Annotated in this window: 16 protein-coding genes and 1 tRNA gene; 8 read left to right on the top strand and 9 right to left on the bottom strand. The window is 71.9% G+C overall.

The features are described 5' to 3' along the window. Position 1 precedes the first annotated feature (1 nt). From MFF13_RS04725 to MFF13_RS04710, 4 genes are all read right to left on the bottom strand, one after another. Complete coding sequence (locus MFF13_RS04725) at positions 2-340, bottom strand: PilZ domain-containing protein (protein ID WP_187273556.1); 339 nt, start codon at positions 338-340, stop codon at positions 2-4. A gap of 119 nt (positions 341-459) precedes the next feature. Further along, complete coding sequence (locus MFF13_RS04720) at positions 460-1218, bottom strand: phosphatase PAP2 family protein (RefSeq protein ID WP_147762726.1); 759 nt, start codon at positions 1216-1218, stop codon at positions 460-462. 14 nt (positions 1219-1232) lie between these two features. After that, positions 1233-1787, bottom strand: coding sequence for a 2'-5' RNA ligase family protein (locus MFF13_RS04715; protein WP_147828011.1), 555 nt, complete (start codon positions 1785-1787; stop codon positions 1233-1235). Positions 1788-1831: 44 nt separating this feature from the next. After that, a complete protein-coding gene (locus tag MFF13_RS04710; RefSeq protein WP_238271100.1) occupies positions 1832-2962 on the bottom strand; it encodes an SPL family radical SAM protein in 1131 nt (376 codons plus the stop codon). Positions 2963-3035: 73 nt separating this feature from the next. On the opposite strand from MFF13_RS04710, the gene MFF13_RS04705 reads away from it, so the two are divergent. After that, positions 3036-3962 carry an alginate O-acetyltransferase AlgX-related protein gene (locus tag MFF13_RS04705; protein ID WP_238271098.1) on the top strand — a complete coding sequence of 309 codons (927 nt, stop codon included), beginning with the start codon at positions 3036-3038 and terminating at the stop codon, positions 3960-3962. Between the two features lie 92 nt (positions 3963-4054). Here MFF13_RS04705 and MFF13_RS04700 read toward each other — a convergent pair whose 3' ends face one another. Continuing rightward, positions 4055-4282: a hypothetical protein gene (locus MFF13_RS04700; RefSeq protein WP_147828012.1), complete on the bottom strand. Its 228-nt coding sequence runs from the start codon at positions 4280-4282 to the stop codon at positions 4055-4057. Positions 4283-4474: 192 nt separating this feature from the next. Here MFF13_RS04700 and MFF13_RS04695 point away from each other — a divergent pair, with 192 nt between their 5' ends. From MFF13_RS04695 to MFF13_RS26350, 7 genes are all read left to right on the top strand, one after another. Further along, positions 4475-5452, top strand: coding sequence for a glutathione S-transferase family protein (locus MFF13_RS04695; protein WP_147753789.1), 978 nt, complete (start codon positions 4475-4477; stop codon positions 5450-5452). A gap of 82 nt (positions 5453-5534) precedes the next feature. Then, complete coding sequence (locus MFF13_RS04690) at positions 5535-6017, top strand: hypothetical protein (protein WP_147828013.1); 483 nt, start codon at positions 5535-5537, stop codon at positions 6015-6017. Between the two features lie 228 nt (positions 6018-6245). Further along, entirely contained in the window at positions 6246-7160 is a 915-nt protein-coding gene (locus MFF13_RS04685; RefSeq protein ID WP_147828014.1) for a thioredoxin family protein, read from the top strand. Positions 7161-7197: 37 nt separating this feature from the next. Next, positions 7198-7866, top strand: coding sequence for an LON peptidase substrate-binding domain-containing protein (locus MFF13_RS04680; protein WP_147753792.1), 669 nt, complete (start codon positions 7198-7200; stop codon positions 7864-7866). An 85-nt stretch (positions 7867-7951) separates the two neighbouring features. Continuing rightward, on the top strand, positions 7952-8167 hold the full coding sequence (locus MFF13_RS04675; protein ID WP_147762732.1) for a Trm112 family protein: 216 nt from the start codon (positions 7952-7954) through the stop codon (positions 8165-8167). A gap of 19 nt (positions 8168-8186) precedes the next feature. Continuing rightward, the gene (locus MFF13_RS04670) at positions 8187-8462 is read left to right on the top strand and encodes an adenylosuccinate synthase (protein WP_147828015.1); all 276 of its coding nucleotides are present in this window, start codon (positions 8187-8189) and stop codon (positions 8460-8462) included. Between the two features lie 96 nt (positions 8463-8558). After that, a complete protein-coding gene (locus MFF13_RS26350) occupies positions 8559-8687 on the top strand; it encodes a hypothetical protein (protein WP_281406033.1) in 129 nt (42 codons plus the stop codon). A 234-nt stretch (positions 8688-8921) separates the two neighbouring features. Here the strand turns inward: MFF13_RS26350 and MFF13_RS04665 are convergent, their stop codons facing one another. The 4 genes from MFF13_RS04665 to MFF13_RS04650 form a co-directional block, all read right to left on the bottom strand. Beyond that, positions 8922-10904, bottom strand: a complete 1983-nt coding sequence (locus tag MFF13_RS04665) for an alpha/beta hydrolase domain-containing protein (protein WP_147828016.1) — start codon at positions 10902-10904, stop codon at positions 8922-8924. A 247-nt stretch (positions 10905-11151) separates the two neighbouring features. Continuing rightward, positions 11152-11226: transfer RNA gene (locus MFF13_RS04660), tRNA-Thr, on the bottom strand. 118 nt (positions 11227-11344) lie between these two features. Further along, positions 11345-11803: an NUDIX hydrolase gene (locus MFF13_RS04655; protein ID WP_147762735.1), complete on the bottom strand. Its 459-nt coding sequence runs from the start codon at positions 11801-11803 to the stop codon at positions 11345-11347. Between the two features lie 356 nt (positions 11804-12159). Next, positions 12160-13800 carry a heme biosynthesis protein HemY gene (locus MFF13_RS04650; protein ID WP_238271096.1) on the bottom strand — a complete coding sequence of 547 codons (1641 nt, stop codon included), beginning with the start codon at positions 13798-13800 and terminating at the stop codon, positions 12160-12162. Positions 13801-13856: the final 56 nt, after the last annotated feature.

Raw genomic sequence — 13856 nt, 5'->3', positions numbered from 1 at the left:
CTCAGTGCAGCCGGTCGGGCGGGGCGGCCGCGTTCCAGGCGGCGCCCGCTTCGACCTCCGTCGCGACCTCGCGCGGCGGTCCTTCGAGGAAAGCGAGGCCGGCCTGGGTGCCGCTGCGCCAGACGATCTCGGCGCGGCGGGTCTGATCGCGGCAGGCCACCGTGAGGTCGACGACGCGCGGCAGAACCACGTCCTCCGCGATCACGATGCGGACGCCGGTGAGCGAATGATCCCGAAGGCGGCACTCGACTTCCGGGAGGAACGCCGCGATGCGCAGGGTGCCGCCGTAGCAGGCGCGGCGGCGATCACATTGGCGGCGCTCGATCGGGGGCGTCGTCAAGGTCACAGGCGTGTTTCCCATCTCAGGTTGCTACTTCGATAATGCAGCCAAGCATGAAAGGCTTCCTAGAGTCAGGCGTAACCATTCGTTAAGCTTAACGCCTGGCCGCAGCCGGCGCGTCACTCGGGCGGGGGCGGGTCGGGGGCCTCGACGCCGCCGCTGCGCTGAAGCTGGAGCGCCACGAACCAGCAGAGAGCCGCCCAGGCGGCGCCGATGCACCAGCCGGCCAGCACGTCGCTCGGCCAGTGGACGCCGAGGTAGATCCGGCTGATCCCGACCAGCAGGGTCATGGCGACGCCCAGCGCCAGCACCAGCGCCTTGACCCGGCGGTGGCGGTCGATCCGCGCGATCAGCGTCGCCAGGGTCAGGTAGGCGATCGCCGACATCATGGCGTGCCCGCTCGGGAAGCTCGCGGTGAACACGTCCATGCCGTGCGGCACCAGGTCCGGCCGCGGGCGGTGATAGAACAGCTTCAGCACCGTCGAGACCAATTCGCCGCCGCCGACCGCGCCGACCACGAACAGGCCGACCCGGCGCTTGCCCGACAGGGCGAGGTAGGCCGCCACCGCCACGGTGAGGAGGACGATGGTGAAGACGCTGCCGAGCCCGGTGATGTCGCGCATCGTCTCTTCGAGCCAGGGCGGCCCGATCGGATCGGAGAGGTCGGCGGGGTTGCGCAGGGCCAGCAGGATCCGGCGGTCGAGCGCCTCGGTGGAGCCCTCGCCGACCTCGTGGGCGAGCGCGAAGAACGCGTAGCCGAGCCCGCTGACGCAGATCAGCGCCAGCAGCGGCCCGACCTCGTTGAGGCGCAGCCGGAGCCAGACGGAGGTGGCGTGGGAGAGGAAGGGGATGCGGCGGACGAAGGTGGGCGCACGCATCGGCGACATCCCGCTCACGCGTTCTCACCGAACGCGAACTGCGCCCGCTCGTCCCACGGGCCGCCGAGATAGCGCCAGAGCCGCGTCGCCGGCGCGGTGAAGTGGAACGGCGCGAAGTCGTCGGCGAGGGCGGCGTGGAGCGCGCGGGCGGTCTCGGGATCGACCTTGTTCTGCACGGTGACGTGCGGGCGCCAGCCCTGCTTGTCCTGCGCCGTGAGGTGCGCCTCGAAGGTCTTGGCCAGGCGTGCGCGAAACGCCGACAGCGCCTCGGATTCGAGCACGTAGGCGACCCCGCGGCCTGTGAAGCGCAGGCCCGTCACCGCGACCACCGGCGGCGGCACGGTGCGGGCGAGCATCGCGATCGTCTCGCGCACCCCGGGCTCGGCCGCGCCCGGCAGGTTGTGGAACAGCGTGGCATGGGCCGGAATGTGGTTCAGCGCCTTCGGGAAGTGGCGCCGGCGCAGGCCGTCGAACCGCGCGAACGTCTCCGCATCGAAGGCGAGCGTCAGGATCAGCGGCGCCGCGTCGGCGTCCGGCTCCCCGGTGTTTCGTGTCGGCGTATCGGGCATGCGGGCTCTCGGTCGCGGCCGAACGAAGATGGCGCAGGGCGCGGTCAGGTCCAGTAGAGGATGCGCGCGGCGGGCAGGTCGCGGGAGAGCGCAGCGAACAGGGTGGCGCGCATCGCGGCCATCACGTCCTTGGGGAAGACGTACTTCACCGAGCCGAACTTGGTGAGCTTCCTGGTGCGCCCGGCCTCGTCGAGCGGCAGGTCGGAGCCCGGATACCAGCCCTGCAGCACCTGCTTCGAGCCCGGCGTGAAGCGGTGGGTGATCAGCTCGGCGGTGAGGTCGAGGTCGGGAACGCCCGCCAAAGCCTCGGCCGCCTCGCGGATCAGCGCGGCGTAGCCTGCCTCCCAGTCCGGCACCGGCAGGATCGGCGCGATGGTGAGGCCGACGGGATAGCCCGCCAGCGCCACCGCCCGCATCGCCCCGAGCCGGGCGTCGAGGCTCGCGGTGCCGCCCTCGTAGCGCGTGGCGGCGCGGGCGTTGACCGAGAACCGGATGCGGGTGCGGCGGCGGTGCGGAAGGTCGAGCAGCGGCTCGACGGCGGCGAACTTGGTGGTGAAGCGCAATTGCACCGGCGCCTCCCAGGCGCCGAAATGCCGGATCGCCGCCGAGAGCGACCCGGTGAGGTGCTCGATACCGAGCGGATCGGTGTAGCACGAGGCCTCGAAGGTGGTGCCCTCCTGCGCCCGCTCGGCCTGGGCGGAGGTGACCGCGCCCTGGCCGAGGTAAGCTTCGAGATTCCCGAGGATCGCGTCGAGGTTGGCGTAGGCGCGCGTCAACGGCGGCCCGGAGAGCGAGCCGGCGAGGTAGCAGTACTGGCAATGGGCCGGGCAGCCCTCGGCCAGGTCGAAGCGCCAGTCGGCCGAGGGCGGGATCGGCTGCAGCCGGAGCTTGGTCGGCGGCGCCACGACGAGGGCGAGCGTCGCCTTCGCCTCGACGTAGGCCCGGCGCGGGTCGGCGTGGCGCAGGCCGGTGAGGCGGTTGGCGGGCAGGCGTTCGACTGGGATGCCCTGCGCCTCCGCGCGGGCGAGCATCGCCCGTCCGTGCGCGTGCTCCAGGGCAGCCGGCGTCACCAGCACGCGCCGCGGTCGCCACAGGCGCGCCGGCCGGGCGGGCGAGGGAGCCGACGACGGCGGCGCGAGGGCCGGTGGCGGCGCGAGGGTCTGGGCGGTCTCCATGGTTTGCGAACGCCGCGGCCCCTGCGCCGGCTCCTGACTTCCGCCGGGCGCGGCCTGCGGCTAAAGCACCGCCATGGCCTCGCAGCGTTCTCCCGTCCCCCCCGTCCGGGAAACCGTCCACGAGGGGCGCGACGGCTGGCTGTTCCTGATCGGCGGCAGCAACGACGTCATGGAGCGCTACCGCGGCACCTTGCGCCAATGGTGGACCCTGCGCGGCTGGACCCGGCTGATGACGGCGCGCGCCGCCCGCGCCGCCCGCCTCGGCATCCGCTGCGTCCAGTTCATCGTGCCCGAGAAGCTCTCGGTCTACGACCACATGACGATCGACCTGCCCTACGACCCGTCGCGCGCCTCGACCCGACGGCTCGCCCGCAAGCTCGCGGGACAGGCCGCCTACCTCGACCTGCTCGGCCCCTTCCGCGCCGCCCGCGACGGGCCGGCGTCCCTCTACCTGAAGACCGACACGCATTGGTCGGCGGACGGGTGCCTGCTCGCCTACCGCGAGCTGATGCGTGCCCTCGCCGCAATCCCGCCGGCCGACATCGGCGCGCGCCCCGCCCTCGTCATGGATCGGGTGATGGACCTCGGCGCCAAGCTGCCGGGCCGGCCGGTCGAGCGGCTGGTGCGCCCGCAGATCCAGCGGGACGCGGTGCGCGTCGAGGCCGGCGCGCTGCTCGCCGCCTACGAGGCGGAGGGCCGCGAGCGCGACCTGCACACGGGGGCGCACGTGGTCTACCGCAACGACAACCCGGCCGCGGACCCGCGGCGCGTGGTGCTGTTCGGCGATTCCTACGCGCATTTCGCGCCCATGCTGCTCACGGGGCTGCTCGCCGAGAGCTTCGCCGAGGTGCACTTCGTGTGGTCGGCGAACCTCGATTGGGCCTACGTCGAGCGGGTGCGCCCCGACATCCTGCTGTTCGAGCTGGCCGAGCGCTTCCTCGCCCGCCTGCCGAGCGACGACTTCGACGTGGCCGCCGGGCGCAGGGTCGCGACGGTCTAAGCGAGTTTTGCAAAAGTGGCCGCCGGTTTTTCGTCAAAAACTTGCAACGGACCAAGGACTTGAGCAGGGTCGCGTTGCCGACGCGGCTCTGCTCAGGGCGTCGGCTGGACCAGGCTGGTCTCCGTCAGGGCGTCGTCGATTTGGAAGGCGCGGTACCCGTCCGGCGTCGCGGCGATGCCGAACAGCAGGACGAGGATCGCGAGGATTCCAGCCAGGCCCAGCGTCACCCCGTCGGCCTGCCGTCGCAACCCGTGGATCGTGGCGCATCCGGCGGTGAACACGGCCGCCTCGGCGGCGGGAATCGCGAGGGCGAGCGACATCGATCCTCCATTCAGGCCATCTCGGCGCGGTCGCGCCGGGCGTCCCACGGCCCGGCCGCAACCGCCGAGCAAGATAGCCAAGCCAGACAACCAAGCAGGAAACGGGCTAGGTTTTGCACCGACCCTTCTTCCCTTCCGCGCAAGGCCGGCCCGAGGGGCGGGCGGACGCGCGCAGCACCGGAAACGCATCGCATGGGATTGCTCGTCGACGGCGCCTGGCAGGACCAATGGTACGACACCAAGTCGACCGGTGGCCGCTTCGAGCGCAAGGCCTCGGCGTTCCGCAGCTGGGTCACCGCCGACGGCGCCCCGGGCCCGTCGGGGGAGGGCGGGTTCGCGGCCGAGGCGGGGCGCTACCACCTCTACGTCTCGCTCGCCTGCCCGTGGGCGCACCGCGCCCTCATCGTGCGGGCGCTGAAGGGCCTGGAGGACGCGATCTCCGTCTCCGTCGTCGATCCGCACATGGGCTCGGAGGGTTGGGTGTTCGGCGACAGCCCCGGCGCCACCCCCGATCCGATCCACCACGCGACGCGGCTCTACGAGGTCTACCGCGCCGCCGACCCGCACTATACCGGCCGCGTCACCGTGCCGGTGCTGTGGGACCGCAAGAAGCGGACGATCGTCTCGAACGAGTCGGCCGAGATCATCCGCATGTTCGATTCGGCCTTCGGCGGCACCGGGCCGGACCTCTGCCCGGACGACCTGCGTGAGTCGATCGATGCCGTGAACGCCCGGGTCTACGACCGGGTCAACAACGGCGTCTACAAGGCGGGCTTCGCCACCGAACAATCCGTCTACGAGGAGGCCTTCGCCGCGCTGTTTTCCGAGCTCGACGCCCTCGAAGCCCGCCTCGACGGCCAGCGCTATCTCTGCGGCGCGCAGCTGACCGAGGCCGACATCCGGCTGTTCACGACGCTGGTGCGGTTCGATGCGGTCTATGTCGGGCACTTCAAGTGCAACCGGCGGCGCATCGCCGACTACCCGAACCTGTCGAACTACCTGCGCGACCTCTACGCCCTGCCGGGCGTCGCCGGGACGGTGAACCTCGTCCACATCAAGCGGCACTATTACGAGAGCCACCCGACCATCAACCCGACGGGCATCGTGCCGGCGGGGCCGGACCTGGACTTCGCCGCGCCCAACGACAGGGCGCTGCGCTTCGGCGCGTGAAGCGCGAACTTGTGGCGCGAACTTGCAGCGCGAACTTGCAAACCGGACTCGACGGATGCGCGCGGCGCGTTAGATCGCCGCCATGACGATCGCACAGACGCTCCGCCGCCTCGCCCTCCTCACCGCGCCCCTGGCGCTCGCCGGCCCCGCCTGGTCGCAGGCGGCGGTGCAGCTCGAGGGCACCTGCGAGAAGCTGGTGATCGAGGGCAAGGACGCCACCGCCGCCTGCAAGCCGACGCTCGGGAACGCCGCCGAGCGCCGCCGCACGACCTTCGACTTCACCACCACCGACGGACGCACCCTGAGCTTTAGCGGCACCGGCGCGCAGCAGGAGCGCACGGAGGAGACCGATCCGCTCCAGCCGATCAACCTCGTCACCGCCGGCACGTCGAGCGACAAGGGGATCGTGCGCAACCCGACGCCGGCGGTCGGCGCCTGCACCTTCTCGACCCCGGCCCCGGGCAAGACTACCATCGCCTGCGAGGCTTCGGCGCCGGACGGGCGCACCTTCGCCGGCACCTTCGTGACGCAGGCGAAGGCCGCCTCGGGAGCCCCGGCGCAGTAAGCCGCCTTTTTTCGAAGACGTCGGCCACTCCGCCTCCGGGAGATCGCTCCCGGGGGGGCATGTCTCGCGCCGCGACGCCGGCCAGACGAGGATGGCGGCAAGATCGCACCGGCGGCGACCTGGCGCACGGATTCCCTTGCGGACAGAGCGCGTTCCGCACTGGTCAGCCGGGCGCCTGAGTCCCATGTACCGCACTAGGTGACACTTGGTTCCAAGGCCCGATACCGCATGCTGAACGACACGCTCGCGACGGACGCGCATCCCGGTGCGTCCGACCTGATCCGAGAGACCACCACGACCGGATTCCGGCAGGACGTGATCGCCGAGTCGGCGAACCGCCCCGTGCTGGTCCTGTTCTGGTCGCCCCGCGCCCCGTCGAGCAAGACGCTGCTGACGGTGCTCGAAAAGTTCGTCCGCGCGGCCGCCGGCAAGGTCGTCCTCGTCAAGATGAACGTCGACGAGCATCCGGCGGTCTGGGGCCAGATCGGCCAGCAGCTCGGCCTGCAGGGCGTGCCCGCCGTGGTCGCCATCGACCAGGGCCGCCCGGTCGACATGTTCGAGGGCGCCCTGCCCGAGGCCCAGATCAAGACGTTCTTCGATCGTCTCGCCGGGCCGAGCGAGATCGACCAGGTGATGGCGGAAGCCGCACAGGCGCTGGAGGAGGGCGACCTCGCCGGCGCCTCCGAGCTCTATGCCGCCGTGCTTGGGCAGCAGCCCGACAACGTCGCGGCACTCGCCGGCCTCGCCAAGATCCAGCTCGACGCGGGCGAGCTCGAGAACGCCAAGCAGGTGCTCGCGATGGTGCCGGAGGCCAAGGCCGCCGACCCGGGGCTCGCCGGCATCCGCGCCGCGATCGAGCTGGCCGAGCAGGCCGCCGCGCTCGGCGACCTCGCCGGCCTCGAGACCGAGGTCGCGGCCAACCCCGACGCGCATCAGGCCCGGTTCGACCTGGCGTTGGGGCTCAACGCCGGCAACGAGCGCGAGAAGGCGGTCGATCACCTGATCGAGATCATCCGCCGGGACCGCACCTGGAACGAGGACGGCGCGCGCAAGCAGCTGCTTCAGTTCTTCGAGGCCTGGGGCCCGATGGACCCGGCCGCGATCCGCGGGCGGCGCAAGCTCTCGACGCTGCTGTTCGCGTGAGGTCGGACTCCGAAGGTTTCGTATCGCTGGAGGCGTCATGAGCACGCATGCGGGCTACAAGGGTCCGGGCGATTGCCCCCCCGTCATCCCGGTCTTCCCCCTGCCCGGCGCCCTGCTGCTGCCGCGCGGGCAGATGCCGCTCAACATCTTCGAGCCGCGCTACCTCGCCATGGTGGACGACGCGCTGCGGACCGACCGGGTCATCGGCATGATCCAGCCAGACGCCGAGGGCGGCGCCTCGCCGATGAGCCCGAAGCTGTACCGGGTCGGCTGCGCCGGCCGCATCACCCAGTTCGCCGAGACCGGCGACGGCCGCTACCTGCTGTCGCTGACCGGCATCGGCCGCTTCCGGGTGATGAGCGAGTTCGCCACCACCGGCGCCTACCGCCGCTGCCAGGTCAGCTACGACGACTTCGCCATCGACTTCACCGCGCGCGCCGGGGAAGACGCCGTGGACCGCGACGGCGTCCTGCGGGCCCTGCGCGACTTCGTCGATTCCAACGACCTCAAGGTCGACTGGGCGGGCATCGAGGAGGCTCCGAACGAGGCGCTGGTCAACGCGCTCTGCATGATGAGCCCGTTCGGCGTCCGCGAGAAGCAGGCGATGCTCGAGGCGCCCGACCTGAAGACCCGCGCCGAGATCTTGGTCGCGGTCACCGAGATGGAGATGGTGCGCAGCACCGGGCCCGAGCCGACGATGCAGTAGCGGGCGTTCCCACGGCGGGTTCGGCGATGACGAACGCCTGCGCCTCCGCTACCAACCGGCACGGCTTCGAACGGAGATCGAGAGCATGACGCAGGACATGACCACCCCGGGCACCGCCGTCGAGGCGACCCGCGTCGACCCGAAGCTGCTCGAGCTGCTGGTCTGCCCGCTGACCAAGGGCACCCTCGACTACGACGCCGGCCGCCAGGAACTGATCAGCCGCTCGGCCAAGCTCGCCTACCCGATCCGCGACGGCATCCCGATCATGCTGCCGGAAGAGGCGCGCCAGCTCACGGACTGATCGGCACGAGGAGCCAGGCATGGCCTTCAAGGCGAAATCGGCCTCCGAGACCAAGGCCGCCGACCTCGCGTCGGCCCTCGTGCGCATCGCCGACCGGGACGGCGTGCCGCTTCAGGTCGGCGTCGACCGGCTGCGCCAGGGCAACCCGCGCCTGACGCCGCTGGCGATCGGGCAGCTCTACCGCAAACACCGCGACCACCTCGACGCCGCGCTCGCCGAGCGCGGCTACGTCCTCGTCGGCTATGCCGACCAGGGTCCGGGCCGCGGCATGGAATTCGCGATCGACCCGGCCTGACGCCGCACTCTCGGCCGACGCAAGCCGCGCCGACGCGAGGCACGCCGACGAACGTGCCGCGGTGCCCGTCCGCCCGCCCCCGTGCTAGGGGACGGCATGCCCCGCTGGCTTTTCCTCACCTTCGCCGCCGCCATCGTGCTGGCCGTGTTCGGCAGCGCCTTCATCGCCCTGAGGGGCGCGCCGGCCAAGCCGTCGATCTCCGAGCCGGCCGCCGCCCCGCGCTGAATCGCGTTTCGCGCGATCGATCGCGCGAGAGCATGTTCCGTGATCTCTGGATCACGGAACATGCTCTAATACCAAGTCTCATGGGTAGGAACCCATGAGGTCCGGCGGATTGCCGCCGCCCCGCAGTCGCGGGGGCCAGACTTCGATGAGTCGGGCTCATCGAGGTCTGGTATAACTTGCTGTGTGGTCGCACTTTCCTCATGCGAGCCGGCATCCACCTCGCTTGAAAATGCGCTAGGGCGCCGCGTCCTGGCGTGCCGACGCGATCAGGCGGTCGCCGTCCTCGCGCAGCAGCAGGCGGTCCACGACGAGGGCGTCGACGGATTTCGTGACCGCCGCAATGTAGGCGTCCGCGCTCGCGTAGCGCTCCTCCAGGGACGGGCGTGGGTCGCCGGCCGCCTCGCGTTCGGCCCGCGTGCGCGCGAAGCCGATCTGGCTGCCCTCGCGATCGCACAGGGCGCCGGCCGGGAACGGGTCGGCGTAGAGGTTCCAGCCGGTGAAGGTCGCGCGCGGGGCCGCGACAGCGGGCAGGCGGATGCCCGCCGCCTCGTTGCCGTCCGCGTCGACACGCGGCACCAGCGGCCGGTACTGCGGCCCGGTCTCGGGGCGCGGGTCGACATAGGTGGAAAACCGCGCGATCGCGTTGGGCGTCGTCGGCACGGGTGTGCCCACGAGGAACGGGAAGCCGGCGTCGGCGGCCTCCACCAGCGTGCCGTCCGACAGGCGGGGGACGCGGCTCTCCGGCGGAGCCTTGCCCGCGGTCACCCATTCCTCGAGCGCGACGAGGAGCGCCCGCAGGGCCGGCGCCGGGTTCAGGGTGCTGCGCGGGTTCGCGCACGCCCCCTTGGTCGAGGTCAAGCCGGCGCGCCCGTAATGGAATCCGCTGGAGACCAGGAAGGCGCGCGACGTCTCGGGCAGCGGCATGTCGGACCGGCCGAGCGGGTCCGTCGTGAGCATCGAGGCGCCCTTCTGCCAATACTCGGTGCCGGTGTTCACCTCGATCAGGAGCGGGTCGAAGCCGTCGTCGCGCATGAGCGCGCCGGTCCGGCCGGTGATCGGGTCGTGCTGCCGCGCGGTGGAGAACGGAAAGGCGTTCTCGGGATAGAGGTGGTCCTCGTGCTGCGTGTTGGTGCGGGAGGGCTGCCCGAACCGGGCGTTGAGGAAGATCCCGCCGACGCCCGCGATGTGCGAGAGCATGCCGTCGAAGACCCGGCGGCCGGCCTCGTCGCGGTTGAAGCCCTGGAAGACGAAGTCGCGCAGGTAGCGCCCGCTCTGCGAGATGCCGAGGGCGACGGCGTGGCGGATGGAGCCGCCGGCCGGGTTCGCCCCGTCGGCCGCGGCGCCGCGCAGATAGCCCACCACGTCCCGCGTCGCGGCGAAGCCGACGCCGAGCACCTTCGGCTCGGTGGCCTGGTAGGTGAGCTCGTAGAGCGACCCCGGCAGCGGCTTGGTGCCCTTGGGCAGCAACTCGAGTTGCCGCGGCGTCGCGTAGTGCCAGGCGTCGGCCGGGACCGGCCGCGGCGGGTCGCCCTCGCGGCGGCGGACGGTGAGCTGCGCGCCGGCCTTGTCGGGGCTCACGGCCTTGTCCTGGCTCGCGGCCTTGAAGGTGAGGTAGAACGGCGCCTCGGGCGGCCCGCGCGTGGCGCTGACGAGCTCGTCGCGCACCGTCTCGACGATCGGCTTGCCGTCGCGCGTCGCCACCGGAACGTCGATCGCCATGCCGCCCTGTTGGCGCAGGGCGTCCGCCTCCCAGCCCGACCAGACCACCGTGTCGCCGCGGCGCAGGACGAGGCCGGTTCCGGCATCCGCGGCGGAGCGCGGATCGTTGACGGCTTGGGCCGCCTGCGCCGGCGCGTCGAGCACCCAGTTGAACAGGAACTTGCGGCCGCGGTTCAGCACCTCGAACAGCAGCGTGCCGCTCCCGCGGGCGGGGTCCTTCGGGCGCAGCATGAAGAGGTCGGTTTTGTATTCGACCAGGCCGCGGGCGTTTCGCGGCGCCAGCGCGATGTCGACGATGCCGGCGTTGGCCGGGTCCGCCGGGTCGAGCTCGCCGCGGGCCGTGCCGACGACGCGCTCGTAGGCGCCGGCCGCACCGAACGCGGCTCCGTCGGCGAAGGGCTGGACCGCCGTGACGTCGATCCCGACGATGCGGGCCTCCGCGGGCGCGGCGCACAGCGCGCAGCCGAGCGCGGCGAGGATGGCGCCGTTGGTTCGCATGGTCACTCCCTGGTCCGGCTCGAAGAAGGCCGGTGCGGTCAGCAACCACACGTTGGGGCAAGCGTCGAGGGGGTGCGTCGTCCGAGAGGTGCCGACCTCGCCGACCTGTCAGCCGAGAGAGCCGGTCGCCGGTCCGGCGACGATCGACGGCACGGGCTGTCGGACATCGATGCTGCCGACGCAAAAAAGGCGCCCGTATCGGGCGCCTGCGGAGAGGCCGAGCGTTGATCTTGCGAGGTGTGATGGATGGTGCTGCGAGGGGGGATCGAACCCACGACCTCCTCATTACCAATGAGGTGCTCTACCACTGAGCTACCGCAGCGACGGCTTTTCGGGGCCCGCGAGGGGGCGTCTCCGTCCGACCGAGAGGGGCTTTAAGGGATCGGCGGCGGCTTGGCAATCGCGTCTGGCGGTCCTGGCGGCGCAATCGACCGGACGGCTCACGATTTGGCGCGACCGTCCTTCTTCAGCGCCGCGCGGATGATCGCCGCGAGGCCGGGCTCGGTGACCGCCTCGGCAGCTTCGGCCGGCGTGAACCAGCGCTGCTCGCGCTCGTGCTGCTCCGGCCAGCTCTTGCGGTGCTTGCGTACCTCGAGGGGGAACACCTTCACCTGGCACAGCACCGCATCGCGGTTCTTCAGGCGCTTCTGGTAGAGGTAGAAGCCGAGCGGCCGCTTGCCGATCTGCCCGAGCACGCCGGCCTCCTCGTAGGCCTCGCGTGCCGCCGCCTCGAACGGCTTGCGCCCCTTCATCGGCCACCCCTTCGGGATCACCCAGCGCCGGCTCTCGCGAGAGGTGACGAGGAGGACGCTGTAGCTCCCGTCGGGCTCGCGCCGGAACGGCAGCGCCCCGACCTGCGGGCGCGCCTCGCGCTCGTCGTCGAGCGGCATCGTCGTCATGCCCGCCGCCCCCGGGCGGCCGCGCCGAAGCGTGCATGGCGCGCAAACACGTGCGGCCCGGTCGCGGCCAGGACGATGCGGTTTCCAGGACCGGAACGGGGATGGAACAGCGGCGAAGCCTCTCGGATCGGATAGTTACCCGGCAAATAATCGATCCGGGTCGTCCAGGGAAGCGGATGCCCTGCGACATCCAGGCCATTTCCCGCCCATGACACGGACCTGACCCGGGTCAAACGCGCCAAGTCACGGCTCGGTCCCGTCCTGTCGGACAATCTGGTGTTGCAGGACGCTTGATCGAGATGGATGTCCGATGAAAGCCCGACGCGAGGCAGGGTTCGGACCTGCGCCCAGTCCGGTCAGCCGAACCGGCGGGCCTTGGCTTCTGCATCCTCGTTCGGGCTGCCCGGAGGAAGGGGCTGCGGCAGGACGACGGGGCTTGCGGTGCCCGCCGGCATCGGTCCGGGCTCGGCGAGGTTCGCGGATGAGCCGGTCGCAGGTCCGGTCCGTGCCGAGGGGGCGCCGGCCGGCAGGGTGGTGGCCGACGTCGCGCCGTTCGGCGGTATCACGGCCGCCGGCTTCGGCTCGGTCGTCGAGACGCTCGCGGGGAAGGCGGGCGCCGGGTTCGCGGTGGGCGGCGCGGCCGGGCGCGGTGCCGCGAGGGCGGCGGACTCGGCCTCGGGTGCGGCGCTCTCGAACGGCTCCTGGCCTGTGAGCAGGTTCGGCGGCGCCTGCCAGACGAAGGCGTCGATGCGGCCGGAGACCGGGGAGATCGGCTCCCAGGTCGGCGAGGCGACGCCGTCGGCGATCCAGACGGGGTCGCGCGGGGCATGCGCGGCACGCGCCAACCACTCGCGGGCGCGGCCCGAGCCGGCGCCGTGCTCGGCTTCCTCGATCCGCGCCATCATCAGGCAGGTCCGCACGGTCGGGCCGTCGTCGAGGAGCGGCTGGATCGCCTCGCGCGCCTTGGCGAAGTCGCGGGCGTCGAAGGCGGCCTGGGCGAGGGCGAGGCGCGCCTCGGGGGTCCAGGACGAGAGCTTGGCCAGGGTCTCGGCCCGCGTCAGGCGGTCCCGCACGGAATCACCCGTGCGCAGGTTGAGGTAGACCTTGGCGAGGTCCGGGTGCGGGTTGGCCTTCCAGGCCGCCTCGACGATCTTGGCGGCCTTCTTCAGGTCGCCGCGGCGCGCCAGCAGGCGCCCGGCGATGCAGGCGGCGGGAACGAGGTCGGGCGCGAGCTTGACCGCCTGGAGCGCGCGCTCGGTGGCGGCTTCGGGCTCGCCGGCCTCGCGCACCTGCGCCATCGCGGTGAGCAGGACCGCGCGCTGGCGGCGCGCCTCCGCCTTCTCGATCAGCCCGAGGGAGCCGCGGCGCTCGACGATCTCAAGCGCGCCGCCCCAATCGCCGTCGGCGCATTGCGCCTCGAGCACGGCGTCGTTCGCCCAGGTGACGCTGGGGGCGAGGCGTGCGGCTTCCGCGGCGTAGGCGCGGGCGGAGACGTCGTCCTCGCGGCGGCGGGCCTCGACGAACAGGCCGCGCAGGCCGAGCACCCGGGTCTCGGGGTCATCGACCATAAGCTGGAAGGCGCTCTCGGCCGCCTGCCGGTCGCCGGAGATCTGCGCCGCTTGGGCCTTGAGCAGCAGGGTCAGCGGCTCGGCGCCGAGAAGGCGCTCGGCGTCGCCCGCATGGCGGCGGGCGGCGAGCGGGTCGCCCGACCCGACGGCGACCATGCCGCGCGACAAGGCGGTGAAGCCCTTCGCCCGGCGCCGCTCGCGCGAGCCGTTCACCAGGGTGTCCGGCAGGGTGATGAGGCCGCGCACCACGGCCCAGACCAGGCCGAGCACGATCGCCGCGACGCCGACGCCGACGAGCGCGATGGCGAGGCTGGTGGCCACCTCGTACCCGTTCCACACGATGGTGACCGAGCCGGGTCGGTCGGCGATCCACACCGCCCCGAAGGCGGCGACGGCAAGCAGGGCCAGGAAGGCGAGGGCGCGCCACATGAGGTCGGGTACTCCTGTCAGCCGCGAGAACGGCGTCGCGTCGCGACGAGGTCGTG

The sequence above is a fragment of the Methylobacterium cerastii genome, from assembly GCF_022179125.1.
Taxonomy (GTDB): Bacteria; Pseudomonadota; Alphaproteobacteria; order Rhizobiales; family Beijerinckiaceae; genus Methylobacterium; species Methylobacterium cerastii.
Note: the sequence above shows the minus strand (reverse complement) of the source record. Positions and strands in the feature narration are given on the sequence as shown.

Excerpts from the sequence above, each read along its gene's own strand:
- MFF13_RS04690 (WP_147828013.1), top strand. The coding sequence starts at position 5,535 with ATGACGATCGCACAGACGCTCCGCCGCCTCGCCCTCCTCACCGCGCCC.
- MFF13_RS04715 (WP_147828011.1), bottom strand. The coding sequence starts at position 1,787 with ATGCCCGATACGCCGACACGAAACACCGGGGAGCCGGACGCCGACGCG.
- MFF13_RS04675 (WP_147762732.1), top strand. The coding sequence starts at position 7,952 with ATGACGCAGGACATGACCACCCCGGGCACCGCCGTCGAGGCGACCCGC.
- MFF13_RS26350 (WP_281406033.1), top strand. The coding sequence starts at position 8,559 with ATGCCCCGCTGGCTTTTCCTCACCTTCGCCGCCGCCATCGTGCTGGCC.
- MFF13_RS04710 (WP_238271100.1), bottom strand. The coding sequence starts at position 2,962 with ATGGAGACCGCCCAGACCCTCGCGCCGCCACCGGCCCTCGCGCCGCCG.
- MFF13_RS04700 (WP_147828012.1), bottom strand. The coding sequence starts at position 4,282 with ATGTCGCTCGCCCTCGCGATTCCCGCCGCCGAGGCGGCCGTGTTCACC.
- MFF13_RS04650 (WP_238271096.1), bottom strand. The coding sequence starts at position 13,800 with ATGTGGCGCGCCCTCGCCTTCCTGGCCCTGCTTGCCGTCGCCGCCTTC.
- MFF13_RS04705 (WP_238271098.1), top strand. The coding sequence starts at position 3,036 with ATGGCCTCGCAGCGTTCTCCCGTCCCCCCCGTCCGGGAAACCGTCCAC.
- MFF13_RS04655 (WP_147762735.1), bottom strand. The coding sequence starts at position 11,803 with ATGACGACGATGCCGCTCGACGACGAGCGCGAGGCGCGCCCGCAGGTC.
- MFF13_RS04665 (WP_147828016.1), bottom strand. The coding sequence starts at position 10,904 with ATGCGAACCAACGGCGCCATCCTCGCCGCGCTCGGCTGCGCGCTGTGC.
- MFF13_RS04720 (WP_147762726.1), bottom strand. The coding sequence starts at position 1,218 with ATGCGTGCGCCCACCTTCGTCCGCCGCATCCCCTTCCTCTCCCACGCC.
- MFF13_RS04685 (WP_147828014.1), top strand. The coding sequence starts at position 6,246 with ATGCTGAACGACACGCTCGCGACGGACGCGCATCCCGGTGCGTCCGAC.
- MFF13_RS04695 (WP_147753789.1), top strand. The coding sequence starts at position 4,475 with ATGGGATTGCTCGTCGACGGCGCCTGGCAGGACCAATGGTACGACACC.
- MFF13_RS04680 (WP_147753792.1), top strand. The coding sequence starts at position 7,198 with ATGAGCACGCATGCGGGCTACAAGGGTCCGGGCGATTGCCCCCCCGTC.
- MFF13_RS04670 (WP_147828015.1), top strand. The coding sequence starts at position 8,187 with ATGGCCTTCAAGGCGAAATCGGCCTCCGAGACCAAGGCCGCCGACCTC.